This is a genomic window from Microbacterium sp. 20-116 (assembly GCF_041079415.1).
GTDB lineage: Bacteria > Actinomycetota > Actinomycetes > Actinomycetales > Microbacteriaceae > Microbacterium.
In genome coordinates this window covers 35,664-59,628 of the sequence record NZ_JBFYGP010000011.1, presented here as the reverse complement: position 1 = coordinate 59,628, position 23,965 = coordinate 35,664, and the positions used below count along the sequence as shown (strand labels likewise).

At 71.9% G+C, this 23,965-nt stretch carries 18 protein-coding genes; 4 read left to right on the top strand and 14 right to left on the bottom strand.

Going from position 1 to position 23,965, the window contains the following annotated elements:
* Both rhaI and AB6V29_RS15735 read right to left on the bottom strand, forming a co-directional pair.
* A complete protein-coding gene (rhaI, locus tag AB6V29_RS15740; RefSeq protein WP_210076102.1) occupies positions 1-1,167 on the bottom strand; it encodes an L-rhamnose isomerase in 1,167 nt (388 codons plus the stop codon).
* Positions 1,164-1,544 carry an L-rhamnose mutarotase gene (locus tag AB6V29_RS15735; protein ID WP_307457727.1) on the bottom strand — a complete coding sequence of 127 codons (381 nt, stop codon included), beginning with the start codon at positions 1,542-1,544 and terminating at the stop codon, positions 1,164-1,166. The genes rhaI and AB6V29_RS15735 overlap by 4 nt, the downstream gene beginning before the upstream one ends.
* 137 nt (positions 1,545-1,681) lie before the next feature.
* Between AB6V29_RS15735 and AB6V29_RS15730 the strand changes: the two genes are divergently transcribed.
* On the top strand, positions 1,682-2,677 hold the full coding sequence (locus AB6V29_RS15730) for a LacI family DNA-binding transcriptional regulator (protein ID WP_307313472.1): 996 nt from the start codon (positions 1,682-1,684) through the stop codon (positions 2,675-2,677).
* Positions 2,678-2,692: 15 nt separating this feature from the next.
* Here the strand turns inward: AB6V29_RS15730 and AB6V29_RS15725 are convergent, their stop codons facing one another.
* Positions 2,693-4,162, bottom strand: a complete 1,470-nt coding sequence (locus AB6V29_RS15725) for an MDR family MFS transporter (protein WP_267788361.1) — start codon at positions 4,160-4,162, stop codon at positions 2,693-2,695.
* Between the two features lie 72 nt (positions 4,163-4,234).
* On the opposite strand from AB6V29_RS15725, the gene AB6V29_RS15720 reads away from it, so the two are divergent.
* Positions 4,235-4,870, top strand: coding sequence for a helix-turn-helix domain-containing protein (locus AB6V29_RS15720; RefSeq protein ID WP_369359808.1), 636 nt, complete (start codon positions 4,235-4,237; stop codon positions 4,868-4,870).
* Positions 4,871-5,005: 135 nt separating this feature from the next.
* Here the strand turns inward: AB6V29_RS15720 and AB6V29_RS15715 are convergent, their stop codons facing one another.
* The 7 genes from AB6V29_RS15715 to AB6V29_RS15685 form a co-directional block, all read right to left on the bottom strand.
* The gene (locus tag AB6V29_RS15715; protein ID WP_369359806.1) at positions 5,006-5,851 is read right to left on the bottom strand and encodes a transglutaminase N-terminal domain-containing protein; all 846 of its coding nucleotides are present in this window, start codon (positions 5,849-5,851) and stop codon (positions 5,006-5,008) included.
* Positions 5,852-5,897: 46 nt separating this feature from the next.
* On the bottom strand, positions 5,898-6,830 hold the full coding sequence (locus tag AB6V29_RS15710) for an alpha-E domain-containing protein (protein ID WP_115917012.1): 933 nt from the start codon (positions 6,828-6,830) through the stop codon (positions 5,898-5,900).
* A complete protein-coding gene (locus AB6V29_RS15705; protein ID WP_369359804.1) occupies positions 6,824-8,551 on the bottom strand; it encodes a circularly permuted type 2 ATP-grasp protein in 1,728 nt (575 codons plus the stop codon). The genes AB6V29_RS15710 and AB6V29_RS15705 overlap by 7 nt, the downstream gene beginning before the upstream one ends.
* A 67-nt stretch (positions 8,552-8,618) precedes the next feature.
* Positions 8,619-9,800 (bottom strand): zinc-dependent alcohol dehydrogenase, encoded by a 1,182-nt coding sequence (locus AB6V29_RS15700; RefSeq protein ID WP_307313482.1) that lies wholly within the window; start codon positions 9,798-9,800, stop codon positions 8,619-8,621.
* 86 nt (positions 9,801-9,886) lie between these two features.
* Positions 9,887-10,597 (bottom strand): glycosyltransferase family 2 protein, encoded by a 711-nt coding sequence (locus AB6V29_RS15695; RefSeq protein WP_369359802.1) that lies wholly within the window; start codon positions 10,595-10,597, stop codon positions 9,887-9,889.
* A 5-nt stretch (positions 10,598-10,602) separates the two neighbouring features.
* Entirely contained in the window at positions 10,603-11,970 is a 1,368-nt protein-coding gene (locus AB6V29_RS15690; protein WP_369359800.1) for a PIG-L family deacetylase, read from the bottom strand.
* The gene (locus tag AB6V29_RS15685; protein WP_369359798.1) at positions 11,964-13,010 is read right to left on the bottom strand and encodes an acyl-CoA dehydrogenase; all 1,047 of its coding nucleotides are present in this window, start codon (positions 13,008-13,010) and stop codon (positions 11,964-11,966) included. The genes AB6V29_RS15690 and AB6V29_RS15685 overlap by 7 nt, the downstream gene beginning before the upstream one ends.
* 145 nt (positions 13,011-13,155) lie before the next feature.
* Between AB6V29_RS15685 and AB6V29_RS15680 the strand changes: the two genes are divergently transcribed.
* On the top strand, positions 13,156-14,694 hold the full coding sequence (locus tag AB6V29_RS15680; protein ID WP_369359796.1) for a molybdopterin-dependent oxidoreductase: 1,539 nt from the start codon (positions 13,156-13,158) through the stop codon (positions 14,692-14,694).
* Between the two features lie 135 nt (positions 14,695-14,829).
* Here AB6V29_RS15680 and rocD read toward each other — a convergent pair whose 3' ends face one another.
* From rocD to AB6V29_RS15660, 4 genes are all read right to left on the bottom strand, one after another.
* Positions 14,830-16,047 (bottom strand): ornithine--oxo-acid transaminase, encoded by a 1,218-nt coding sequence (gene rocD / locus AB6V29_RS15675; RefSeq protein WP_369359794.1) that lies wholly within the window; start codon positions 16,045-16,047, stop codon positions 14,830-14,832.
* On the bottom strand, positions 16,044-16,928 hold the full coding sequence (gene ddaH, locus AB6V29_RS15670) for a dimethylargininase (RefSeq protein WP_267788374.1): 885 nt from the start codon (positions 16,926-16,928) through the stop codon (positions 16,044-16,046). The genes rocD and ddaH overlap by 4 nt, the downstream gene beginning before the upstream one ends.
* A 263-nt stretch (positions 16,929-17,191) precedes the next feature.
* Entirely contained in the window at positions 17,192-18,706 is a 1,515-nt protein-coding gene (locus AB6V29_RS15665; protein ID WP_369359792.1) for an alpha-N-arabinofuranosidase, read from the bottom strand.
* A gap of 167 nt (positions 18,707-18,873) precedes the next feature.
* Positions 18,874-22,572: an aldehyde dehydrogenase family protein gene (locus AB6V29_RS15660; protein WP_369359790.1), complete on the bottom strand. Its 3,699-nt coding sequence runs from the start codon at positions 22,570-22,572 to the stop codon at positions 18,874-18,876.
* Positions 22,573-22,802: 230 nt separating this feature from the next.
* On the opposite strand from AB6V29_RS15660, the gene AB6V29_RS15655 reads away from it, so the two are divergent.
* Positions 22,803-23,927 (top strand): S1 family peptidase, encoded by a 1,125-nt coding sequence (locus AB6V29_RS15655; protein ID WP_267788380.1) that lies wholly within the window; start codon positions 22,803-22,805, stop codon positions 23,925-23,927.
* The last annotated feature ends 38 nt before the right edge of the window (positions 23,928-23,965 follow it).

The window sequence follows — 23,965 nt, the reverse complement described above, 5'->3', positions numbered from 1 at the left end:
TCAGGCTCCCCATCCGGCCTGGGTGCCGCCGACACGGTCGGCGGCGATGCGGGTCTGGTAATCGGAGGCGGCGTACGCCGCCATCGGGTCGGCGGGAAGGCCCCGCGCGGTGCGCCATTCGGCCAGGGCCGGGCGCACGTCGGTCGCGAAGGCGTCCATCATCACGGCGTTGGCGCCGAGCACGTCGTTCGCCTGCTGCGCGGATGAGAGTGCGTCACGATCCAGCAGCAGGGCGCGGGCCGTCATCTCCTGCACGTTGAGCACCGAGCGGATCTGCCCGGGGATCTTGTCCTCGATGTTGTGGCACTGGTCGAGCATGAACGCGACCTCGGGGTTGTTCAGGCCGCCACCGCGCACGACCTCGACGAGGATGCGGAACAGCTGGAACGGATCGGCCGCACCGACGATGAGGTCGTCGTCGGCGTAGAAGCGGGAGTTGAAGTCGAACGAGCCGAGCTTCCCGAGCCGCAGCAGCTGCATCACGATGAACTCGATGTTCGTTCCGGGTGCGTGGTGTCCCGTGTCCAGGCACACCATCGCCTTGTCGCCGAGCGACGCCACCTGCACGTAGGACGTCCCCCAGTCGGGAACGTCGGTGTGGTAGAACGACGGCTCGAAGAACTTGTACTCCAGCACGAGACGCTGGTCGTCGCCGAGGCGGGCGTAGATCTGCCGCAGGGAGTCGTTCAGGCGGTCCTGGCGGTCGCGCATGTCGTTCTGACCCGGGTAGTTCGACCCCTCGGCGAGCCAGATCTTCAGGTCGCGCGAGCCCGTGGCATCCATCACGTCGATGCAGGCGAGGTGGTGCTCGATGGCCTTGCGGCGGATCCGCTCGTCGTGGTGGGTGAGGGCGCCGAACTTGTAGTCCTCGTCCTGGAACGTGTTCGAGTTGATCGTGCCGAGGCGCACCCCGAGGTCCTCGGCGTGCCGACGGAGGGCGTCGAAGTCGTCGACGAGATCCCACGGGATGTGGAGGGCGACCGAGGGGGCGAGGCCGGTGAGGCGGTTGACCTCGGCGGCGTCGGCGATCTTCTCGAAGGGGTCGCGCGGGGTGCCGGCGGTCGGGAACACGCGAAAGCGCGTGCCGGAGTTGCCGAAGGCCCACGAGGGCAGCTCGATCGCCTGCTTCTCGAGGGTCGCGAGGACGTCGGGTGACAGCGTCGTCATGACGGGATGCTTTCGTTCGGGGCGGATGCCGAGGATCCGGCGTCCGCGAGCTGGTCGGCGAGGTGGAAGACCTCGACGAGGGGGGTGGCCGCCTGGTCGGGGCGGCCGTCGAGGTCGGCGAAGAAGGGGGCCATCTCGGCTTCCCAGGCCGCGGCGATCGGGGAGGCGGCGAGGTACTGCTGCGCGGCGGCGTCGTCGTCGGTCTCGTAGTAGCCGAACAGGGTGCCGGTGGCGCGGTCGAGGAACAGCGAGTAGTTGCGGCGTCCGGCCGCGGCGATCTCGGCGAGCATCTCGGCACTCACCGGGCTGTGCCGGGAGACGTACGCGTCGGCGAGCTCGGCTCGGACGCGCAGCGTGAAAGCAACGCGGGCTGTCATGTCACTCCTTCGTGGTCGTCCACGGATCGGAGGGGGCTGACGGTGCCCGACGATTCGATGTTGAATCGTTCCAATCGGTGAATCGTTTCAGAGAGTAACCTGGACGCCACACGTTCGTCAACAACCGGGAAGAAACGATGACGCCGAGCATCAAAGACGTCGCCGCCGCCGCCGGCGTCTCGGTGGGCACGGTCTCGAACGTGCTCAACCGCCCCGAGAAGGTGTCCGCCGCGACCGTCGAGCGCGTCCACGAGGCCATCGACGACCTCGGATTCGTGCGCAACGACGCTGCCCGCCAGCTTCGGGCCGGAAACAGCCGCTCGATCGGCCTGATCGTCCTCGACAGCGCGAACCCCTTCTTCGCCGAAGTCGCCCGCGGCGCCGAAGACCGCGCCGCGGAGCACGGCATGACGGTACTGCTCGGCAACGGCGGCCATGACGGTGCCCGCGAGAGCGCCTACCTCGATCTCTTCCGCGAGCAGCGCGTACGCGGCGTACTGCTCACACCCAGCGATCTCGCCTCACCCACCCTGGCCGCCGCCGGCATCCCCCTCGTCCTCGTCGACGGCGAGCTGCCCGACGCGCGCATCGCCGCCGTCTCCGTCGACGACGTCGAGGGCGGCTATCTCGCCGTACACCACCTGTTGTCACGCGGTCGACGCCGCATCGCCTTCGTGGGCGGGCCGGCCTCCGTCCGCCAGGTCGCCGACCGCCTCGCCGGCGCGCGCCGCGCGCTCGACGAGGTACCGGGCGCCACCCTCGAGGTGCTGGCGACGCCGGCACTGACGGTCCTGGCCGGTCGTGCGGTGGGCGAGCGGATCGCCGCCCGCCCGGCGGAGGACCGACCGGATGCCGCCTTCTGCGCCAACGACCTGCTCGCCGTCGGAGTGCTGCAGGGCGCCACGATCCTCGGGTCGGTCCGCGTGCCGGACGACCTCGCCCTCATCGGCTACGACGACATCGACTTCGCCCAGGCGACGGTCGTCCCGCTGTCCTCCATCCGGCAGCCCGCTCACGCGATCGGGGCGACGGCGGTCGACCTGCTCCTCGAGAGCATCGGCGACCCGACCGCCGCGCCACGGACCGTGCGCTACCGCCCCGAGCTCATCGCCCGCGCCTCGACGGGCTCCTGACGCACCGCGCGCCCGTCAGTGCGCGGGCGTCGCCTCGGCGCCCTCGACCTGCTTCGGCGTCCGCACGAACACAGCGAGCACGATGACCGCCAGCGACAGGCACGCCGCGACGAAGAAGGCGGTGTGGATGCCGGAGGCCGTGGCATCCACGACACCGGTGCCCTGCGCCGCCGACGCCGCCGCGCCCACCGTCATGAGGGTCACGAACACCGCCGTACCGGCCGCCCCCGCGAGCTGCTGGACGGTCGACACGATCGCCGAGCCGTGCGGGTAGAGGTGGCGAGGGAGCGAACCGAGGGCCGAGGTCATGAGCGGGGTGAACATGAACGCCAGCCCCAGGCTCAGCACGCAGTGCACGGCGATGACGAACCCGATCGACGTGTCCACCGACAGGGTCGCGAAGCCCCACAGGGCCACGCTCGCCACGATCGCCCCCGGAAGAACGAGCGGCCGGGCACCGAAGCGGTCGAAGAGGTTGCCGACGAGCGGCGCCATGAGCCCCATCAGCAGACCACCCGGCAGCAGCATGAGACCGGCCGACAAGGTGCCGAGACCCAGCACGTTCTGGACGTACAGCGGCAGCAGGATCAACACCCCGAAGAGCACCGTCATCGCGACCACCACGAGCACGACCGCGATGGTGAAGGTCGAGTGGCGGAACACCGCGAGGTTCAGCAGCACGCGGTCGGTCGCGCCCAGACGCAGCTGACGCACGACGAAGCCGGCCAGCGCCACCGCACCGACCACGAGCGGGACCCAGATCGGCACGAGCGCGTGTCCGCCGGCCGCCTCGCCGATGCTCGAGAGGCCGAAGATGATGCCGCCGAAGGCGAGGGCCGAGAGCACCACCGAGAGCACGTCGAGGCTCACGCGACGCGTCTCGGTGAGGTTCTTGACCCAGCGGGCGCCGAGCGCGATCGCCACGAGGGCGATCGGCACCATCACGATGAACATCGCGCGCCAGGGGAAGACCGAAAGGATCAGCCCCGAGACCGTCGGGCCGACGGCGGGTGCGACCGAGATCACGATCGAGATGAGGCCCATCATGCGTCCGCGGCGGTTCGCGGGCACCACGTTGAGCACCGTCGTGAACAGCAGCGGGATCATGATCGCCGTACCGGACGCCTGCACGATGCGTCCGATCAGCAGCACGCCGAAGCCGGGGGCCGAGGCTGCGATGACGGTTCCGAGAGTGAACAGACCCATCGCGGTGAAGAACAGGGTGCGCAGGGGGAAGCGCTGGATGAGGAAGCCCGTGGCCGGGATGACCACGGCCATCGTGAGCAGGAACGCCGTGGTGAGCCACTGGGCGGTGGCCGCGGTGATGTCGAGCTCACGCATGAGTTCGGGAAGCGCGACTCCCATGATCGTCTCGTTGAGGATCACGACGAAGGCGGCGACCACCAGCAGGGCGATGACCGCACCCGGGCGGGCGGCGGTCCTTCCGGGTGGCGCGGCGGTGGGGACGGTTCCGGTGGCGACCATGAGAGACCAATCTGAGCAGTTCAAGACAAGTTGGCAGTTACTGCCAATAAGACATGGACTACTGTAGCCGATATGGAGACCGCAGCGGCACCCGCCGGCGAGGGATTACGAGAGCGTCGTCGACGCGAGACCACCCTCGAGATCTGCCAAGCAGCCCTGGACCTCTTCGAGCAGAAGGGGGTCGCCCGCACCACGGTCGACGAGATCGCCGCTCGAGCGGGAGTGTCGGCGCGCACGTTCTTCCGCCTGGCGGGCACGAAAGAAGACGCCGTCTTCATCGACGACGAGCGCTTCGTCTCCGCCCTCGCCGAGGTCGGAGCCGACGGCGACGACATCGGCACCCTCACCCGCGCTCTCCGAGACGTCTTCGCCCTCGAACTGGCGCGCCTGCACGCGGACGCCCGAGCGCGAGAGAGGTTTCTCCGCGTGCGCCGGCTGATCGGTCACGAGCCCTCGCTGCTGGGCGCCGCCATCCGCCGCGAGACGACCTCGTCCGACCGCTTCATCCCCGAGATCGCCGCACGCGTGGGCCTGAGCGAGCTCCCCGTGCGGGCCGCCGTCGGCCTCGCGGCGCTCGAGATGCGAACCGCACTCGACGAGTGGGCCCGCCGCGCCGACCGCGGCGAGACGGCGGACCTGCTCGCCGTGCACCGCGACGTCCAGCGGTTGCTCGGCGCCGTGGCATCCGCGGTCGGCCCGCAGGATTGACCCGCGGCATCCCGTTCCGCCGTGCCGCGCCGTCCCGCGGACGTCGTGGTCGACACGCCTGTCCGGGATGCCGGCTCCCGGCGTGTCGAGCACGGACTCCGCACGACGGCCCGCGTCCGGACCTGCCCGGGGACCTCAGGTCTCGCGCGTGATCGTGACCTTGACCTTCAGGTTGCTCTTGCCGGGGCCGGCGTACACACCGCGCAGCGGGGGCACGTCGTTGTAGTCGCGTCCGCGGCCCACCAGCACGTGCCGGTCGCCGATCTCGATGTTGTTGGTGGGGTCGAAGCCCTGCCAGTCGCCGGCGAACCACTCGACCCACGCGTGCGACTCCCCCGTCACCGCTTCGCCGACCTCGGCGGAGGGCTTCGGGTGCAGGTAGCCCGACACGTAGCGGGCCGGGATACCGACCTCGCGCAGGGCCCCGATCGCGATGTGCGCGATGTCCTGGCAGACGCCTTTTCGCGCCTCCCACGCGTCGACCGCCGTGGAGTGCACGCCGGTGACGCCCTGCATGTAGTCGATGGCGTCGCCGATCGCCTCGGCGATCGCGTGCGCCGCGGGGCCCGGCCGGTCGTGCTGCGCCGCGATCGAGCGGGCGAGCTCCGCCACCTCGGGGTGCGGGGTCGTGCGACGGGTCTGCGTCAACTGCTCGACGGTCGTGATCGAGCGGGCGGCCTCGGAGGCCAGCTGCTCCCACGTGATGTCGGCGTGTTCGATGGGACGCGGACGCACCTCGACGAGGGAGCGCGCGGTGATCGTGAGCGCCCCGTGCGGAGACAGCACGTCGAACGCCGCCACCCGCGTGCCGAAGTAGTCGACGTACTGGTTGACCGAGGTCGACGGCTCGATGTCGAGCGACGAGCTCAGCACGAACTGACTGTCGGTCGAGTGCGGCAGCATGCGCGCCTCGTTGTACGAGGCGACGACGTCGCCCGGGTAGACGAACCCGGTCTGGTGTTCGATGCGCAGACGTTTCATCGACGGCTCCCCGAGGTCGTCATCCGGGCAGTGGCCACGGCATCCGTCATGAGATCTCTCCGATCCAGCTCGGCTCGGCCTGCGTCGGGAAGAACCGCGAGCGGATCGCCTCCGACGCCTCCCGGGTCACCGTCTGCACGCGCTGCATGTGCTCGGGCAGCTCCGCCAGGATGTCGCTGACGGGGCGGTACTCGAGGTCGTTGCGGATCTGGCCGAGAGCCCGGAGCACCGTGTTGGAGTGACCGACGCGGTCGGCGCGCGGGTCGATGGCGCTCATGCAGTCCTCGGCACGCTGGATCGAGTAGATGATCGAGCGCGGGAAGAGCCGGTCGAGCAGGAGGAACTCCGCCGCGTTGCGGGCGCTCGGCATGCCGCGGTAGGTGCGCAGGTACGCCTCGTACGCGCCGCACGAGCGGAGGATCGTCGTCCACGACGGGCCCGAGACCTCGGTGAGCGAGCGCGTCGCCAGCAAGCGCGCGGTCATGTCGGTGCGCTCGATGCTGCGCCCGAGGGTGAAGAACTGCCAGGCCTCGTCGCGGTTCGTCGAGGAGTCGACGATGCCGATCGCGAGGGCCGCGCGCTCGCGCACCCACTGGAAGAACTCGTGCACCTTGTCGGTCTGCAGGCGCCGGGGCATCCGGGCGTTCGTGGTGTTGAGGATCTCCCACAGCTCGGTCGAGACGATCTCGCGCGCGCGCCGGGCGTTCTCGCGCGCCGCGGTCAGCGAATAGGCGATGCTCGACGGGTTCATGCGGTCGACCGCGAGACGGGCGAGGACGTCGTCGCGGCGTACGGAGTCGACGTTCTCGGGCCAGGCGGAACCCATGACGCTCAACAGCGAACGGCACGCGGTGTCCTCATCGATCCACGGGTCCTCGAGCAGCAGCTGCAGGTGCACGTCGAGGATGCGGGCGGTTCCGTCGCTGCGCTCGATGTAGCGCCCGATCCAGAACAGCGATTCGGCGATGCGACTCAGCATCCGGGCACCTCCTGCGACTGCTGCTGCTGCTCGGCCTGCGGACCGTGCTGCACGGCGGCATCCTGCTGCTGTTGCTCTTGCTGCTCCTTGCCGGAGGTCGAGCCGGGCCGCGGGTCGCGCGGCGACGTCGAGGGGGCGGACTGACCTTCGTAGACGATCGGGATCGCCTCTGTCACCGCAGCTTGGTCGGCGACGAGCCCCGAGACGCCGTTGCCCTGCCCGTACTCCACGTGGGAGGGGGCCGAGCCGCCGACGACCCAGGTGTCCTTCGAGCCGCCGCCCTGGCTGGAGTTCACCACCAACTGCCCCTCGGGGAGGGCGACGCGGGTGAGGCCCCCGGGCAGCACCCAGATGTCGTCGCCGTCGTTGACCGCGAAGGGGCGCAGGTCGGCGTGGCGAGGGCGCATGCCGTCTTCGACCAGGGTCGGGATGGTCGAGAGCATGACGACGGGTTGGGCGATCCACCCGCGCGGGTCTGCCAGAAGCCGCTTGCGCAGGGCGTCGAGCTCGGCGGGCGAGGCGTCGGGCCCCACGACCAGGCCCTTTCCGCCCGAACCGTCGACGGGCTTCACGACCAGCTCGGGAAGACGGTCGAGCACCTCTTCGAGAGCGCCCGGGTCTTCCAGCCGCCAGGTGTCGACGTTCTTGAGGATCGGCTCCTCGGCGAGGTAGTACCGGATGAGGTCGGGAACATACGTGTAGAGCAGCTTGTCGTCGGCGACGCCGTTGCCCACCGCGTTCGCGATCGTGACGTTTCCCAGACGCGCGGCGAGCATGAGCCCGGGGGCGCCGAGCATCGAGTCGGCGCGGAACTGGAGCGGGTCGAGGAAGTCGTCGTCGACGCGACGGTAGATGACGTCGACACGCTGGGGGCCTCGGGTCGTGCGCATGAACACCTTGCCGCCGATGCAGAGCAGGTCGCGCCCCTCGACGAGCTCGACGCCCATGAGGCGCGCGAGCAGCGTGTGCTCGAAGTACGCCGAGTTGTAGACACCCGGGGTGAGCACGACGATGTTCGGGTCGTCGATCCCGGGCGGGGCCGAGGCGCGGAGGGCGGCGAGCAGCTTGTTCGGGTAGTCGCCGACGGGGCGGACCCGCATCGAGACGAACAGCTCGGGCAGCGTCTGCGCCATGACGCGGCGGTTCGAGATGACGTACGAGACGCCGGAGGGCACGCGCACGTTGTCTTCGAGCACGCGCATCTCGCCGTGCTCGTCGCGGATCAGGTCGATGCCCGACACCTGGATGCGCACGCCGTTGGCGCTGCGGATACCCGCGGCCTGACGGTAGAAGTACTGCGACGACGAGATGAGACCCGCGGGCAGGATGCCGTCGCGTACGCAGTGCTGATTGCCGTAGGCGTCGTCGAGGAACGCCTCGAGAGCCTTGACGCGCTGCTTCACGCCGGCCTCGATGCGCGACCACTCGTCGTACGCGATGACCCGGGGCACGGCATCCAGCGGGAAAGGGCGTTCCTCGCCCGCGAAGTCGAACGTCACGCCCTGCGCGAGGTACGAGCTGGCGAGCGACTCGGTGCGCCCGCGCAGCTCTTCCTGCGTCATCTGCGCGAGCGTCTGGTACAGCTCCCGGTACGCCTCGCGCGAGGGGGCGGTATCTCCGGGACTCGCCGGAACGCCGAACATCTCGTCGAACGCCGGGATGCCGGAAGCGGTCTTGCGCGGCGCCAGCGTGGAGCCGTAACCGTCGAACAGGTCACCCATGCGTCGACTCTACTCAGCGCCGTGTTGCGCCCACGTTTCCCACCCGCGCGCGGCGCCGCCGAACGGCTCAGACGCCGGGGCGCAGGACCACCTTGATGCAGCCGTCCTCCTTCTTCTGGAACGTCTCGTACAGGCCCGGGGCATCTTCGAGCGGGGCGTGGTGCGTCACCAGGTCCATCACGCCGAGCGGGTCGGCGGGGTCTTCGACCAGCGGCAGCAGGTCGTCGATCCAGCGCTTGACGTTGCATTGCCCCATCCGCATGGCGATCTGCTTGTCGAACATCGTCTTCATCGGCAGCACGTCCGCCTCACCGGCGTACACGCCGCTCAACGAGACGGTGCCGCCGCGGCGCACGAGGTCGATCGAGGCGTAGACCGCGGCGAGGCGGTCGAGTCCGGCCTTGTCCATGACCTTCTGCGCGAGGGCATCGGGGAGCAGCCCCACGGCGTTCTGCGCCAGCCTGATGCCGCCGTTTCCATGGGCCTCCATGCCCACGGCATCCACCACGGCATCCGCCCCGCGACCCTCGGTGAGATCGATCAGTTCGTCGACCACCGTGTCGGTCAGGTCGTAGGTCAGGATGCCGTGGCGCTCGGCCATCGCGCGGCGCTCGGGTTCGGGCTCGATCGCGAGCACGCGGTAGCCCAGGTGCACGCCGATACGGGCGGCGAACTGCCCCACCGGGCCGAGGCCCATCACCGCGAGCGTGCCGCCCTCGGGGACGTTCGCGTACTGCACTCCCTGCCAGGCGGTCGGCACGATGTCGCTGAGGAAGAGGTAGCGGTCGTCGGGCAGGTCGTCGCCGACGCGGATGTGGTTGTAGTCGGCCAGCGGCACGCGCAAGTACTCCGCCTGACCGCCGGGCACCTGCCCGTAGAGCTTCGTGTAGCCGAAGAGCGCCGCACCACTGCCGTACTCGCGCACCTGCGTCGTCTCGCACTGCGACTGCAGGCCGCGGCGGCACATGAAGCAGTGACCGCACGAGATGTTGAAGGGAACGACGACGCGGTCGCCGACGGCCAGGTTCGTCACGGCCGAGCCCACCTCGACGACGACGCCCATCGGCTCGTGGCCGAGCACGTCGCCTTTGTCGATGAACGGGCCGAAGAGTTCGTAGAGGTGCAGGTCGGAGCCGCAGATCGCGGTCGAGGTGATCTTCACGATCGCATCGGTCGGCTCGAGGATCTCGGGGTCGGGGACCTCCTCGACGCTTACGTTGCGCTTGCCCTGCCAGGTCAGTGCCTTCATGGTGTTGCCTCTCGTTCCGGGGGACGATCAGTCTGCGACGCGCGTGCGCGACGGCCGAGGTGGTTGACGAGCCCCCGCCCGATGCGTCAGGCGCCGGGGGCCGCCAGGGGTGGCGCATCGACCCAGGCGTGCACCCGCGCGAGGAACGCCGCGTAGCCGGCGGGCGTGCGCCCCGTGAATCGGCCGGAGGTCTCGACCTCGTGCGCATCGCTCGCCCGCTCCCGCGCGCCGAGGGCCCGAGCCGCGCCGACGAGGGCCACGTCCTCGTGCTCGAGGAGATCCGGGATGCCGCCCGCCCGGGCGTACGTGCTCGCCCGCACGCCGAGGTTGGCCCCGTGGACGTTCCCGGGCGGTGCGCCCCGATGGTGCGTGGCACGCCAGTACGCGGCGTGGCGGGCGCTGAGGTCGGCGAAGTCGGGGCGGACGGTTCCGAGCACGAGGTCGACCCCGGCCTCGGCGAGGTCGAGCTGGTGCGAGATCCAGTTCGACGGCACGACGGTGTCGGCATCGGTCATGGCGATCCACGTATCGGCCGGACTCGCGGAGAGCGCCCCGAGCGCATGAGCGACGCCGACCCGCCGCGCGGTGCCCACGCGGCGAGCGCCGATCTCGACCGCCTCGACCGGCCAGCGCCGCACCTGCGCGGCGGTGGTGTCGGTGCACGCATCGAGCACGACGACGACCGCGACATCCAGGTCGGGGGTGCGCTCCTTCGCGTGGGAGACGGCCCGGTCGACCGCTGCCAGGCAGCGCCCGATCAGGGCCTCCTCGTCGTGCGCCGGGATCACCACGGCCACCGCCCTCACGGGACGAGTCCGGACTCGGCCGCCACCGATCGCACGCCCGGGTGCGCGTACACCTCGAGCACGAAGTCCTCCTCGTCGTGCCGCGCGAGGCGCACGAGGTCGCCCCGGGCGGCGAGCGCGTCGTGCACCTGGTCGCCGCTGAGCGGATACTCGGCGACCGGATGCCGCCAGTGGCAGGCGACCAGGTGGCCGTCGACGCTCAGCGAGGCGGCGGCCGCCGTGAGCCCGCGATCGAGGTCGACTCCCGCCCAGTAGTACGCCACCTCCGACAGCACGACCAGGTCGAATTCGCCCTCCGGCCACGCGCCGGGAAGCGTCGCGAGACGCAGCTCGACGTTGTCGTGCCCCGCCAGACGCGTCCGTGCGCGTTCCAGGGCCGCGGGGGCGAGATCGACGGCGAGCACCCGATCGCTCCGATCGGTCAGCTGCGCGGTCAGCGCTCCGGTCGAGCACCCCGCCTCGAGGGTCGAACGGTAGCGGCGCCGCGGGAGGGCGGAGAGGAGCACGGCGCGTTTGCGCTCCTCGTACCACCGCGAGTCGAAGCCCCAGGGGTCGTCGTGGCGGGCGTACATGTCGTCGAAGTACTCCCGGCCGACACTGGCCGCCGGGGCGGCGGGGCGCTCCGGAACGACGAAGAACTCGGCGTCGCGCTCGGCGTGCGCGCGCATTCCGGCGTGGATCATCGCCTCGTCCCCCGGTGCTCGCGACAGCGGCTCGAGCTGACTGCGGTGCGCGTCGAGGGCGCGGGTCTTGGCCTCGCGCGCGCGGGTATCGAGCACGAGACGTTCGACGCGGTCCCACGGCACGTCGTCAGGGCCGCCCCAGTGCCAGAGCCAGATCGGGAAGGCCCGCGAGCGCACCCCGCGGGCGGCGCAGACCTGCTCGACGATCTCGCCGACGACCCGGTGGTCGCGGTGCCCGTCTCCCCGCCACGGCGACAGCACCAGCACGCGCCGACCGGCCGCGGCGTCGAGCGTTTCGCGCAGCGCCGCGGAGACGGCATCCCGATACTCCTCCGTCCCGCCGTCCGGCAGGCCGAGGAAGATCGGTTCACCGACCAGCCCCACGATGCGCGCCGCATCGTAGAGCTCGCGGCGGCGCATCAGCGCGAGGGTCGCGGGCCCGTGGGTGGGCGAATCGGGGTGAGAGCCCTCGCCGTCGGTCACGACGAGAAGATCGACCGGGATGCCGCGGGCCGCCGCGGTCGCGAGCAGACCCGCGGCTCCGAGGCTCTCGTCGTCGGGGTGCGCGGCCACCACGATCAGATGGTCGACGTCGAGATCGAGCGGGGGCAGGTCTCGGCGAAGAGCCTCGGCCCAGACGCTCTCGTCGGTGCCGGGATCGCGATGGTCGAAGCTCACCACGCGACCGCTCCCGTCGTGACCTCGGCGCCGATTCGCGCGACGTCGCGCTCGCCGTGGTGCTGACGCAGGTAGACCTGCAGGTCGGCGACGCGCCGCGCGTGCGCCTCGTCGGCGACGAGCGGCAACGGTCCTAGCGCGTGCGCGGCCTGGACGAGGGTCGTCTCCACGGCGTCGGCGACCACGGTGCGCGCGCGGGCGGCACGTAGACCGGCGGATGCCGCACCCCCGGCCTCGAAGACCGCCGCCGTCTCGCGCAAGACGGTGCGAGCGGCCCAGAGCGCCGTATCGGCACGGCCGAGATGCAGGCGGGAGAGCTGGTCGGCGCGGTCGACGGCTGCGGCCGCGCGCAACGCGTCACGCAGCGGCAGGGCCCCGCCCCACCAGCACGCCGCGACCCCCACCCCGCCGTGCGCGAAGCCGGGCCGACGCAGGTACCAGCCGGGCTCGCCCACGGGGACGGCGACCGTTTCGTCGAGGTCGATCGGCGCGCTGACGACCCGGTCGAGTCCGCGGGCGTGCCAGGGGCCGGTCCGCGCGGTGACGCCCGGGGCGCGCAGGTCGAGGGCGAAGAGCTGTCGCCGTTCGTCGTCGACCCACGCGGTCACGAGCGCGCGATCGAGGTGGGCGGCGAGCGAGCACCACGGCTTGGTCCCGTGCAGTGTCCAGGTACCGGCGGAGCGTCGCGCCTCCAGGCGCGTGCCGGGCCCCTCCGCCGCGAAGACCCCCCACGACCCACCGGGCTCGAGGTCGACGTCGATCCCCTCGCGGGCGGCCTCGTCGAGGATCGCGAGGGCGTCGAGGTGCGGCTCGAGCACGCGCGCGGCGGCCACGTCGCGCGCCGAGACCGAGGCCAGCAGCTCCCAGGTCGCGCCGAGAGAGCGCGGCGGGGTGACGGTCGTCGCCCAGGCCAGGGTCGCGGCGATGTCGCGGCCGGGCACGTCGACGGCATCCATGCCCGCCAGCGCGTCGCGGACATCGTCGAGGTCGGGGGCGTCGTCGGACAGGAGAAGAGGGGATGCCGAATGGTCGCGGTACTTCACCGCGTCAGTGTGGGGATCGCGGAGACTTTCGGATAGAAGCTTGACACCGCCCTCCGTCTGCGACCCCGTGCGGCGACGGGTGCCGGTTGCCTGTGAATATCGCACGCGCGGCGCCCGGGTGCCCGGGGCTCCCTAGGCTCCCTTCGTGACCCCCGCATCTTCCCGCCGCCGTGATCTCGCGGCGATAGTCGCCTCGATCGCCGCCACCGTGTTCGGCGCCGGCCTCGGCGAGCTCGCCGCGGCGGTCGTCTCGCCCACCGCGAGCCCGTTCGCCGTCATCGGCGGGGGCATGATCGACCTCGCCCCGGCCTGGGCGAAAGACCTGGCCATCGACCTGTTCGGCACGGGCGACAAGGCGGCCCTGCTCGTGGGGATCGCGGTACTGCTGCTGATCGTCGCCGGGGTCGCCGGAGTTCTCGAACGGCGCAAGGCCCCGTGGGGGCGGGTCGTCCTCGTGGCGCTCGGGGTGATCGGCGCGATCGTCTCGATGACGCGGGCGGATGCCGGGACACTGTCGCCCCTCCCGTCGCTGGTCGCGGGAGCCGCCGCCGCCCTGGTGTCCGGGCTGCTGGTCGCCCGGCTCCGGCGACGGTCGACGAAGGCCCCGACCGACGACGGCGTCTCGCGGCGCAGCGTCCTCGCGCTGTCGGGGGTGGCCGTCATGGCCGGAGCCCTCGCCGCCGTCGGATCCGTCGCCGTGAGCGGGGGCGCGCGCGCCGTCAGCGCGGTGCGCTCCGCCCTGCGCCTGCCCTCGCCCGCGACGACCACGCCCGTCCCGGCCGGAGCCGACCTCGGCATCGACGGGCTCGGGCCGATCATCACCGCCTCGTCGGACTTCTACCGCATCGACACCGCCCTCGTCGTTCCGCAGGTGGACCCCGCGACCTGGACCCTGCGCGTGCACGGCATGGTCGAGCAAGAGGTCGTGCTGCGGTGGGACGACCTCGTCGCCCTCCCCCAGAAAGAGACCGTCGCGACCCTCGCGTGCGTGTCGAACGAGGTGGGCGGGTCTCTCATCGGCAACGCCCGCTGGCTCGGCGTTCCCCTTCGCGACATCCTCGAGCGGGCGAAGCCGACGGCCGAGGCCGACATGGTGCTCTCGCACTCGGTCGACGGGTTCACGGCATCCACTCCGCTCGAAGCCCTCACCGACGGCCGAGACGCCCTGCTGGCCATCGGCATGAACGGCGAACCCCTGCCGATCGAGCACGGCTTCCCCGTGCGGATGGTCGTGCCGGGCCTGTACGGGTACGTTTCGGCGACGAAGTGGGTGAGCGAGCTCGAGGTCACCCGCTACGACCGGGCCGAGGGGTACTGGACCTCGCGCGGCTGGTCGGAACGCGGACCCGTCAAGCTGCAGTCGCGCATCGACGTGCCCCGGTCGGGCGCTCGGGTGGGTGCAGGCGACACCGTCATCGCGGGCGTCGCCTGGCGGACGCACGTGGGCGTCTCGGGCGTCGAGGTGCAGATCGACGACGGCCCGTGGCAGGCGGCGACCCTGGCGACCGCGATCTCGGCCGACACCTGGGTGCAGTGGAGCCTGCCGTGGAACGCCACGAGCGGATCGCACACGATCCGGTGCCGGGCGATCTCGGCCGACGGTCAGACGCAGACGAGCGACGTGGCCGCCCCCGCCCCCGACGGCGCGACAGGCTGGGACGAACGCACGGTCTCGGTGGCCTGAGCGCGCTCAGAGGCGCGACGCCCGTCCGCGGCGCGACGGCCCGTGTCCCACTTCGTGCAGAAGATCCGCACGGGGTCCGCACGAAGTGGGACACGCACGCCTCGGCGCGGGCGCGGGCGCGGGGCCGTTCGGCGCTCAGGCCGACAGCACGTGCCGAACCTGCTCGACGGCCCAGTCCAGCTCGGTCGCGCGGATGGTCAGCGGCGGCGCGATGCGGATCGTCTGACCGTGCGTGTCCTTCACGAGCACGCCACGAGTCAGCAGCTTCTCGGCCACCTCGCGCCCGGTGCCGTACGCGGGGTCGATGTCGACGCCCGCCCACAGGCCCGCGATGCGAACGGTCGTGACACCGTTTCCGACCAGCGACTGCAGCGACGCCTCGAGGTGCGCCCCCAGCGCCTTCGCGCGGGTCTGGAATTCTCCGGATGCCAGCATCTCGACGACCCGCAGGCCCACGGCCGCGGCCAGCGGGTTGCCGCCGAAGGTCGAGCCGTGCTCGCCGGCGCGGATGACGCCGAGCACGTCCTCGTTCGCGACCACGGCCGACAGGGGCAGGATGCCGCCGCCGAGCGCCTTGCCGAGCAGATAGACGTCGGGCACGACGCCCTCGCGATCGCACGCGAACGTCTCGCCCACTCGTCCCAGACCCGACTGGATCTCATCGGCGATGAAGAGCACGTTGTTCTCGGTGCAGATCTCGCGGACCCGCTGCAGGAAGCCCTCGGGCGGGAGCACCACACCGGCCTCGCCCTGGATGGGCTCGAGCAGCACGGCCGCGGTGTTCTCGTCGATCGCGGCGGCGATGGCATCCGCGTCGCCGTAGGGCACGTGCACGAAGCCCGGCGCATAGGGACCGAAGTCGTCGTGCGCCGTGGGGTCGTCGCTGAAGCCGACGATCGTGGTGGTGCGGCCGTGGAAGTTGCCGTTCGCCACGATGATCGTCGCGGCATCCGGGGCGATGCCCTTGGTGCGATAGCCCCAGGCGCGCGCGAGCTTGATCCCGGTCTCGACGGCCTCGGCGCCGGTGTTCATCGGCAGCACGAGATCTTTGCCGCAGAGCTGCGCGAGCGCGGCGGCGAAGGGACCGAGACGGTCGTTGTGGTACGCGCGACTGGTGAGAGTCAGGCGCTCGAGCTGCTCTCGGGCGGCGGCGAGGATCGCCGGGTGTCCGTGGCCGAAGTTGAGCGCCGAGTAGGCCGACAGCAGATCGAGGTACCGCTTGCCCTCGATGTCGGTGACCCATACGCCCTCGGCGCGCGAGACCACGACGGGCAGCGGGTGGTAGTTGTGGGCGAGGTGCGCGCCCTCTTCGGCGATCAGACGAGCGCCGAGGTTGTCGACGGTGGTGCTCATCGCGAACCGCCGCGCAGCTCCAGCGTGCAGCACTTGATGCCGCCGCCGCCGAGCAGCAGCTCGGAGAGATCGACCTTCACGGGGGTGTATCCGCGCTCGCGCAGCTGCGCCTCGAAGCCCACGGCGCGGGGGGAGATGATGACGTTCTTGCCGTCGCTGGCGGAGTTCAGCCCGAACACCGCACCGTCGCTGTCGGACACGCGGATGGCATCCGGGTAGCGCTCGCGCAGGATCGCCTGGCTCCGATCGTCGAACGCGTTGGGGAGGTAGGCGATGTTCGCCTTCTCGACGCCGCCGGGGCCCTCCACGGGATCGAGCACGGCGATCGCGGTGTCGAGGTGGTAGAACCGAGGGTCGGTCAGCGTCAGCGACACGACCTCGCGCGAGAAGACCTCGCCCACCTCACGGTGGCTGTCGCCGGTGGAACGGAAACCCGTGCCGGCGAGGATCGTGTCGCCCACGAGCAGGAAGTCGCCCTCGCCCTCGTTGACCTCGACCGGCTCGGCGACCTCGAAGCCGTTCGCGGCAAACCAGTCGATGAACGCGGGGGCCTCGGCCGCGCGCTCACGGAAGCGGAACTTGGGGCCGTACGCGACCCCGTCGATCACGAAGCCGCCGTTGGCCGTGTAGACCATGTCGGGCAGTCCCTCGAGCGGGTCGATCAGCTCGATCTCGTGCCCGAGCTGCGTGTAGGTGTCGTACAGCGACTGCCACTGCCGCACGGCGAGGTTCGTGTCGGTGGGCCGCGAGGGCTCCATCCACGGGTTGATGCTATAGCTCACCGTGAAGTGCTCGGGGCGGCACATGAGGTACCGACGGTGCTGCTGCACGCGCTCGGCGGGCGTGACCTCGGCGGGGGTGGCGACGGGGGTAGCGGACATCTCTGCTCCTCGGAGGAAAGGTGCGGCGGACGCTGTCCTGGGGCTCGGTGGCCCTTCGAACCCGCGCGGCACCCATCAGCTGCATGTGGCGCCGTGCGGGGAAAGGTCGGTCCGAGCACGCCGGTGTCATTGTCGCACGCGTGTGCGCGCGGAGGCGAGCGGCGCGACGCGGCGGTCCGCCCTGCCGCCGGTGGTCCCGCGAGAAAGCCCGGGCCTCGCGCCTTGCGCGCGCGAAGAGGGTCGTCCCGCGAGACCCGCGTCCCTCAGCCCGTGCGCCGCAGCGACAGCGCGATCCACGCGACGGGCGGGAGGGACACCGACAGGATGCCGTTCACCAGGCGCGTCTCGACCGCCCGCGGCCGCACCCGCTCGGGCTCGTCGAGGGTGTTCGCGGCACCGGGATCGTCGTCGTGGAGGAGGTGGGTCTCGGCGACCTCCACTTCGCCGAGGGCGCTGACGTCGATGTCGACGGCGACGGGGTGTTCGAGCCCCCTGTGGACGACGAAGACCGCGGCGGTTCCGGCCTCGTCGTCGACGGTGGCCACGGCATCCACCGCGGGAACCGTCCCGTAGCGGGCGGTGTCGAGCGTCGGGGCCTCGAGGGGCAGTCGCACCGCTCGCCCTCGAGCCAGGCGCGAGCAGATCGCGAAGGGGAAGAAGGTCGTCTGGCGCCAGGCGGGGCCGCCGGGCTCGGTCATGATCGGCGCGATGACGTTCACGAGTTGAGCGAGAGACGCCGACGCCACCCTGTCGGCATGCTTCAGCAGCGAGATGAGCAGACTGCCGAAGACCACGGCATCCAGGACGGAGTACACGTCTTCGAGCAGGCGCGGGGCGATCGGCCAGTCGTCGATGGCGGTGGGTTTCACGGCATCCACGCGGTCGATGTACCAGACGTTCCACTCGTCGAACGAGATGCCGATGCGCTTCGTGCTGCCGCGCGCCGCGCCGACGTGGTCGGCGGTGGCGACGACCGCCTCGATGAAGCGATCCATGTCGACGGCGGAGGCGAGGAAGGATGCCGCGTCACCGTCGTGCTCCTGGTAGTAGGCGTGGCACGAGATCATGTCGACGTCGTCGTAGGTGTGCTCGAGTACCACCCGCTCCCACTCGCCGAAGGTGGGCATCTGCGCACCCGACGAGCCGCACACGACGAGCTCGATCGAGGGGTCGAGCTGGCGCATGCCCTTCGCCGTGCGGGAGGCGAGCTTTCCGTAGTCGTCGGCGGAGCGGTGGCCGAGCTGCCACGGGCCGTCCATCTCGTTGCCGAGGCACCACACGCGCACGTCGAACGGTGCGGTGCGGCCGTTGTCGATGCGCTGCTGCGACAGCGCCGACCCACCCGGGACGTTGGCGTACTCGAGCAGGTCGATCGCCTCGAGCGTGCCGCGCGTGCCGAGATTGACCGCGAGCATGAGGTCGCTGCCGACGGCCTCGAGCCAGTCCGAGAACTCGTGCAGGCCGACCTCGTTCGTCTCGGTCGAGTGCCACGCGAGGTCGAGGCGACGAGGCCGCTCGGCGCGGGGCCCGACGCTGTCCTCCCACCGGAAGCCCGAGACGAAGTTGCCACCGGGGTAGCGGATCGTCGAGACCCCGAGTTCGCGGACGAGGGCGATCACGTCGCGGCGGAACCCGCGCTCGTCGGCTTCGGGGTGGTCGGGCTCGTAGAGGCCGTCGTAGACGTGGCGGCCGAGGTGCTCGACGAACCCCCCGAACAGGCGCCGGCGCACGGGGCCGATCGCGAAACGGGGGTCGACGGTCAGTCGGGCAGCGGTCATCGGTGCTCCTCGCGGTTTCGACGACGGTACCCCGGCGCGGGCGCCGCGCTAAACGTTTTCGAAACCCCGCGGAGGCGCCGTACCGCCGAGGGCGCGGTCGTTCGGCGAGGCCGCCGCGGACGCGGAGCGCGGGTCGGGCGCGGGTCGGGCGCGGAGCGCGGGGCCGGTCAGATGACCGACGCGCTCCAGGCGTCGACGGCGCCGAAGCGGAACGCGCCGATCGACACCGCCTGCTCGCGCAGGAACGGCAGCAGCTCGAGGCGGCCGGCCGTCGTGACCTCGTCCGCGTACACGGTGAGCGAGACGTCGCCCGCGACCGTCTCGGCAACGGCCGCGCGCAGCGTCGCCACTGTCTCGGCGGGGCCCACGAGGCGCAGGCGCCCGGGGCGCGGGGCGACGACGAGGGTTTCGGCATCGCCGTCGGCGGCATCCGGGATGCCACCCGCCAGACGCTGCAACCACTCGGCGTCGCTCTCGACCGAGACCGCGACCCCGCTGTCGCCCAGCAGGTGTCGGACGGCGGCGGGAAGACCCACCGGGGTACTGAGGCTGAAGGCCGAGCCCGAGCGCACCGCGGCCACCAGAACGCGCAGCACCGCCTCCCACGCGGCGTCGGCGGTGGCGCGCACGGCGACATCGACCGGACGGTAACGCCGGAGGTTGCGTTCGACGACCAGGCGCGACACGTCGCGGACGCGGCCGAACTCGCGATCCCACGCGACGGCGTCGGCGAGGGCGCCCCGACGGAGCCAGTCGAACGCCTCGTACGACAGGGTCGGTTGGGCCGCTTCGATCAGGGCCGTGATGCGCGAGTCGAGTCCGCGCAGGTGCAGGGTCGACGACGACGCCCCTCCTGACGACGGCCGCCACGATCCGAGGGTGACGAGACGGTTCGGCCCGCCCGACATCGCCCCGTCGCCCACGGACGCCTCGCCCCACCCGCCGAGCGGCTCGCGCTGGATGACGGCCCCCGTCGAGGGACGGTTGACCCGCAGCACGGCGGCCTCGACGGTGTCGAGCCAGAGCTCGAGATCGGCCTCGTCGCGCGTGTGGAGACCGGCGACGAAACCCGAGCCGATCGCGTTCTGCAGCTCGATCGCGCGTGTCACGGTGGGAGCGTGCAGGATGCCGAGCACCGGCGCCGCGACCGCGGCCCGGGTGAGGTGAGACCCGGCGGTGACGCCCGTACGCACGCCCGGCGACCAGAAGCGGCCGGCCGTGTCGGGTCCGAGGTCGAGCTCTCGCGGTTCCACGAGCCAGCGTTCGCCGTCGCCGAGGACGGTCAGGGCGCGTCGCACCTCGCCCGCGGGTTCTTCGACGAGCGGACCGATGTCGGAGAGCGGGTCGTCGGCGGGACCCACACGCAACGACGAGACCGCGTCCTTGAGCTGCTCGGTGAACCACGGCGAGCGACCGACCGCCCCGACGAGGATGACGAGCGACACGGCCGTGGCGGCCTGGCCCGCTCGGGCGAAAGCCCCGGCGACGATGTCGGCGACGGCGGCATCCACGTCGGCGGAGGGGGCGACGATCGCGACGTTGCGCCCGGCGGTGAGCGCCTGCACGGGCAGGGCCGGTCGCCAGGCGGCGAAGCGCTCGGCCGTCGTCCGGGCTCCCGCCAGCAGCACGCGGTCGACGCCGGGGTGGGCGATGAGCGCGCGGCCCGAGGCGTCCTCGTTGAGGTCGACATAGGCGAGCACGTCGCGCGGCACCCCCGCGGCCCAGAGAGCCTCGGCCACGACGGCTCCGCAGCGCCGTGCGCGCGGCGAGGGCGTGAGCAGCACCCCGGATCCGGCGGCCAGCGCGGCGACGGCCTCGGCGGCGCAGAGCCCGACCGGGGCGTTCCAACGCGGGGCGACGACGCTCAGCCGATCGGGTACGAACACGGCCCCGGGCACGCGATCGAGCTCCTTCGCGGTGGCGGCGTAGTACGCGGCGGCGTCGACGGCCTGGCTCACCTCGGTGTCGGCCTCGGCGAGCAGAGCCCCGCCCTCGGAGGCGAGAACCTCGATCAGCTCGCCCCGGCGCTGCTCGAGGCTGCGTGCGACCGACTGCAGCACAGCGGCCCGGTCGGCGGCGGCGAGCGCACCCCAGGGCTCTGCGGCGGTGCGCACGCGGTCGATGACCGCGTCGAGCCCCGCTTCGTCGTCGATGCGTCCCGCGGCGGCCGTGGCGTCTCCGGCGGTCGAACCGGCGACCCGGCCGAGGGCGGCCATCGACCAGGCGCGGTCGGCGGGGAGCGTCGGGTCGGTGTCGGGCACATTGCGGAACCCGGGTGCGCCGCCCGCGAGTTCCGCGCTCTCGCGAGCCGAGAACACGGCGGTGTCGACGAAGGCCTGTCCGCCGAACAGCATCTGCTGCACGTCGGGGCCCAGAGCGGAGGTGTCGGCGGATGCCGCGGCCTCGCGCGCGATGCCCAGCACCGCCTGCGTGAGTCCGGGCTCGGCGGCGTCGTCGGCCGCGCGCTCGCGCAGGATCGCCGGATCGGCCTCGGTGTCGCGCTGCGGAGCGCGCACGGCGGGCGAGGGAAGGTCAGCTGCGGCCAGGGCGCGTCGAGCGCGGGCCGCGATGGATGCGGTCTCGGGGGCGTCCTCGGGCGTGCTCTCGTCGGGCTCATCCTCCGACGCGGGCACCGCCAGCGGCAGGTCGGGGGCACCGGCCACCGCGATCGCGTAGCGGGCGGCGAGGCGCGCGACGACGGCATCGACGTCGTCGGGGTACGCGGTCGGCGCCGTCCACAGGTGCCCCTCCCCCGGTGTCCACGGCGCGGTGTGCGGCACGGCGAGCGCGAGCTCGGCCCCGGCCTCCGTCGCGAGGGACAGGGCGAGGGCGGCACGTTCGGGGTCGGCGGTCGCAAGCTCCAGGGCGAAGCCCTCGATCCCCCTCGGGCTCAGGGCCTCGCGCAGGCCGCGCACGAGGGCGGCATCCACGTCGTCTCGAGCCGTGACCGCCGGGGCGAGCCACCCGTGGCGCGCCGCCGACACGGCATCCGGGGTCTCGATGGGGGCATCGCTCAGACGCAGCGTCAGTCGGGCGCCGCCCTCGGAGGTGCGCACGCGCGCCCACGCCGACAGCTCCCGGACGGCCTCGGGGACCTCGGCGACCGCCGCCGGCAGCTGGACACCGGCCCGGAGCGAGGTGAGGCGCGGCTCCTCGAGCACGCGGGTGAGCACCGCGACGGTGAGATCGAGGTCGTCGCGTCCTTCGGCGACGAGGGTGACGTGGGTGCGCGCGGCGAGCGCATCGAGGAAGACCGGCAGCAGCCGCTCGGCGGCGTGCTCGACCTCGGCGTCGAAGGCCCACGGCGATGGCTTGACCACGACATCGGAGATCGCGAGACAGACCCGCGGGACGTCCTCGCGGGAGAGAAGAGAACGGATGCCGTCGACCCGGCGTCGCGCACCCGCGTCACCCACGACGGCGGGCCCGACGAGGCGCACCTCGACCGGTGAGCCGAGCGCATCGAGCGCGGGGCTGAGCCGCTCGGGGCGCGCGTCGAGCACGAGGGCGGCGAGGAGATCGCGCAGCGCGCGGCGAGCGAGCGGTACGGCGGGACTCGGCAGGACGGGCGCGACGGCTCCGCCGAGCTGCAGGGCACCGCGGACGAACCACGGGAGAGACGCGGGGAGGTCACCGGCGAGCCGGTGCAGCGCGGAGGCGGCCGAGGTCAGCGACTCCGGTCGGGAGACGCCGTCGACGGCTGCGGCCAGGAACGCCGCGGCGGCGGGGTCGGCGGGCAGTTCGCCACGACGCGGCGCGGAGGCGGGGGCCGTTCGTCGAGAGAACGTCGCGGCGACGCGAGCGGCGCGGGCCGGAAGGCCCGGAGAGAGCGCGGGAACGGGGGCGCCGGGGTCGTTCGTGCTCATGCCCGTCAGCCTAATTAGCGCGTGCGCGGCACCTCGGCGGCCCGCCGCGCAACCCGCGGATCGGCGGCCGGGTCGCAGCTCACGGGGCCGAATCGCGTGTCCCCCGAATGGGCGACATATTTGCACTCTGATCAGAAATTCACAGGAATTCCTTCGCTTTTCGTCCGGGTCGTGTTTTCATGGCGGTGGGTACCCCGCCATTTATCCCCCTGGATGGAAGGTCACTCCACGTGAACCGCATATCGAAAACCGTCGTGGGCGCCACCGCTCTCGGCCTGTTCCTGACCACCGCCGCCACCGCTCCCGCGCTGGCGCAGACCCCCACGTCATCGCCCGGCGCGGCCGTCGACGGAGTCGACGCCCAGCTGCTCGAAGCGATGGCGGCCGACCTCGGCACCGACGTGGCCGGAGCGCAGGACGTCCTGCGTTTCCAGGCCGACGCGGCCGGGACCGCCGACGAGGTCGCCGCCGTCTCGGGCGACGCCTTCGCCGGCACCTGGCTCGACGAGTCGACGCGCACCGTGTACGCCGCGGCGACCACGGATGCCGCTCGCGAAGCGGCCGCCGAGGCGGGCGCCGTCCCCGTCGCCGCGGAGCACTCCCTCGACGACCTCGAGGCGCTCGCCGCGAAGCTTGCGGCGAGCCCCGTTCCCGACGCGATCCCCTCGTGGTGGATCGACGTCGAGCAGAACGACCTCGTCGTCGACGTGGTGGCCGGCGGCGACCAGGCCGCGGCCGACTTCGTCGCGACGCTCGACGCCCCCGCGGGCGCCGTGCGCCTCGAGACCGGAGCCGAGGCCCCGGAGACCTTCGCGACGATCCAGGGCGGCATCGCCTACAACATCAACAACCAGAGCCGCTGCTCGGTGGGCTTCGCGGTGCAGGGCGGTTTCGTCACCGCCGGCCACTGCGGCGACGCGGGCGACAGCACCACCTACGGCACGTTCCAGGGCTCCTCGTTCCCCGGCAACGACTACGCCTGGGTCAGCACGCCCAACCACACCCCCGTCGGCTCGGTGTCGAACTACTCCGGCGGCTCCGTCGCCGTGAAGGGCTCGACCGCCGCCGCCGTCGGCGCGACCGTGTGCCGCTCGGGCTCGACCACCGGCTGGCACTGCGGCCAGATCCAGGCCTACAACTCCACGGTGCGCTACGCCGAGGGATCGGTCTCGGGCCTCATCCGCACCAACGTCTGCGCCGAGCCCGGCGACTCCGGCGGCTCACTGCTCGCCGGCAACCAGGCCCAGGGCGTCACCTCGGGCGGCTCGGGCAACTGCTCGAGCGGCGGAACGACGTACTTCCAGCCCGTGAACGAGATCCTGCAGACCTACGGCCTGCGCCTGCTCACCAGCTGATCCCCCTCCGGTACCCCGGTGCCCCGGTCGCCTCACGG

Bases quoted from the DNA above. Each gene is read 5' to 3' on its own strand.
- AB6V29_RS15720 (WP_369359808.1), top strand. From the start codon at position 4,235: ATGGAGACCGCAGCGGCACCCGCCGGCGAGGGATTACGAGAGCGTCGT.
- AB6V29_RS15735 (WP_307457727.1), bottom strand. From the start codon at position 1,544: ATGACAGCCCGCGTTGCTTTCACGCTGCGCGTCCGAGCCGAGCTCGCC.
- AB6V29_RS15715 (WP_369359806.1), bottom strand. From the start codon at position 5,851: ATGAAACGTCTGCGCATCGAACACCAGACCGGGTTCGTCTACCCGGGC.
- AB6V29_RS15705 (WP_369359804.1), bottom strand. From the start codon at position 8,551: ATGGGTGACCTGTTCGACGGTTACGGCTCCACGCTGGCGCCGCGCAAG.
- ddaH (WP_267788374.1), bottom strand. From the start codon at position 16,928: ATGTCCGCTACCCCCGTCGCCACCCCCGCCGAGGTCACGCCCGCCGAG.
- rocD (WP_369359794.1), bottom strand. From the start codon at position 16,047: ATGAGCACCACCGTCGACAACCTCGGCGCTCGTCTGATCGCCGAAGAG.
- AB6V29_RS15665 (WP_369359792.1), bottom strand. From the start codon at position 18,706: ATGACCGCTGCCCGACTGACCGTCGACCCCCGTTTCGCGATCGGCCCC.
- AB6V29_RS15660 (WP_369359790.1), bottom strand. From the start codon at position 22,572: ATGAGCACGAACGACCCCGGCGCCCCCGTTCCCGCGCTCTCTCCGGGC.
- rhaI (WP_210076102.1), bottom strand. From the start codon at position 1,167: ATGACGACGCTGTCACCCGACGTCCTCGCGACCCTCGAGAAGCAGGCG.
- AB6V29_RS15700 (WP_307313482.1), bottom strand. From the start codon at position 9,800: ATGAAGGCACTGACCTGGCAGGGCAAGCGCAACGTAAGCGTCGAGGAG.
- AB6V29_RS15725 (WP_267788361.1), bottom strand. From the start codon at position 4,162: ATGGTCGCCACCGGAACCGTCCCCACCGCCGCGCCACCCGGAAGGACC.
- AB6V29_RS15730 (WP_307313472.1), top strand. From the start codon at position 1,682: ATGACGCCGAGCATCAAAGACGTCGCCGCCGCCGCCGGCGTCTCGGTG.
- AB6V29_RS15710 (WP_115917012.1), bottom strand. From the start codon at position 6,830: ATGCTGAGTCGCATCGCCGAATCGCTGTTCTGGATCGGGCGCTACATC.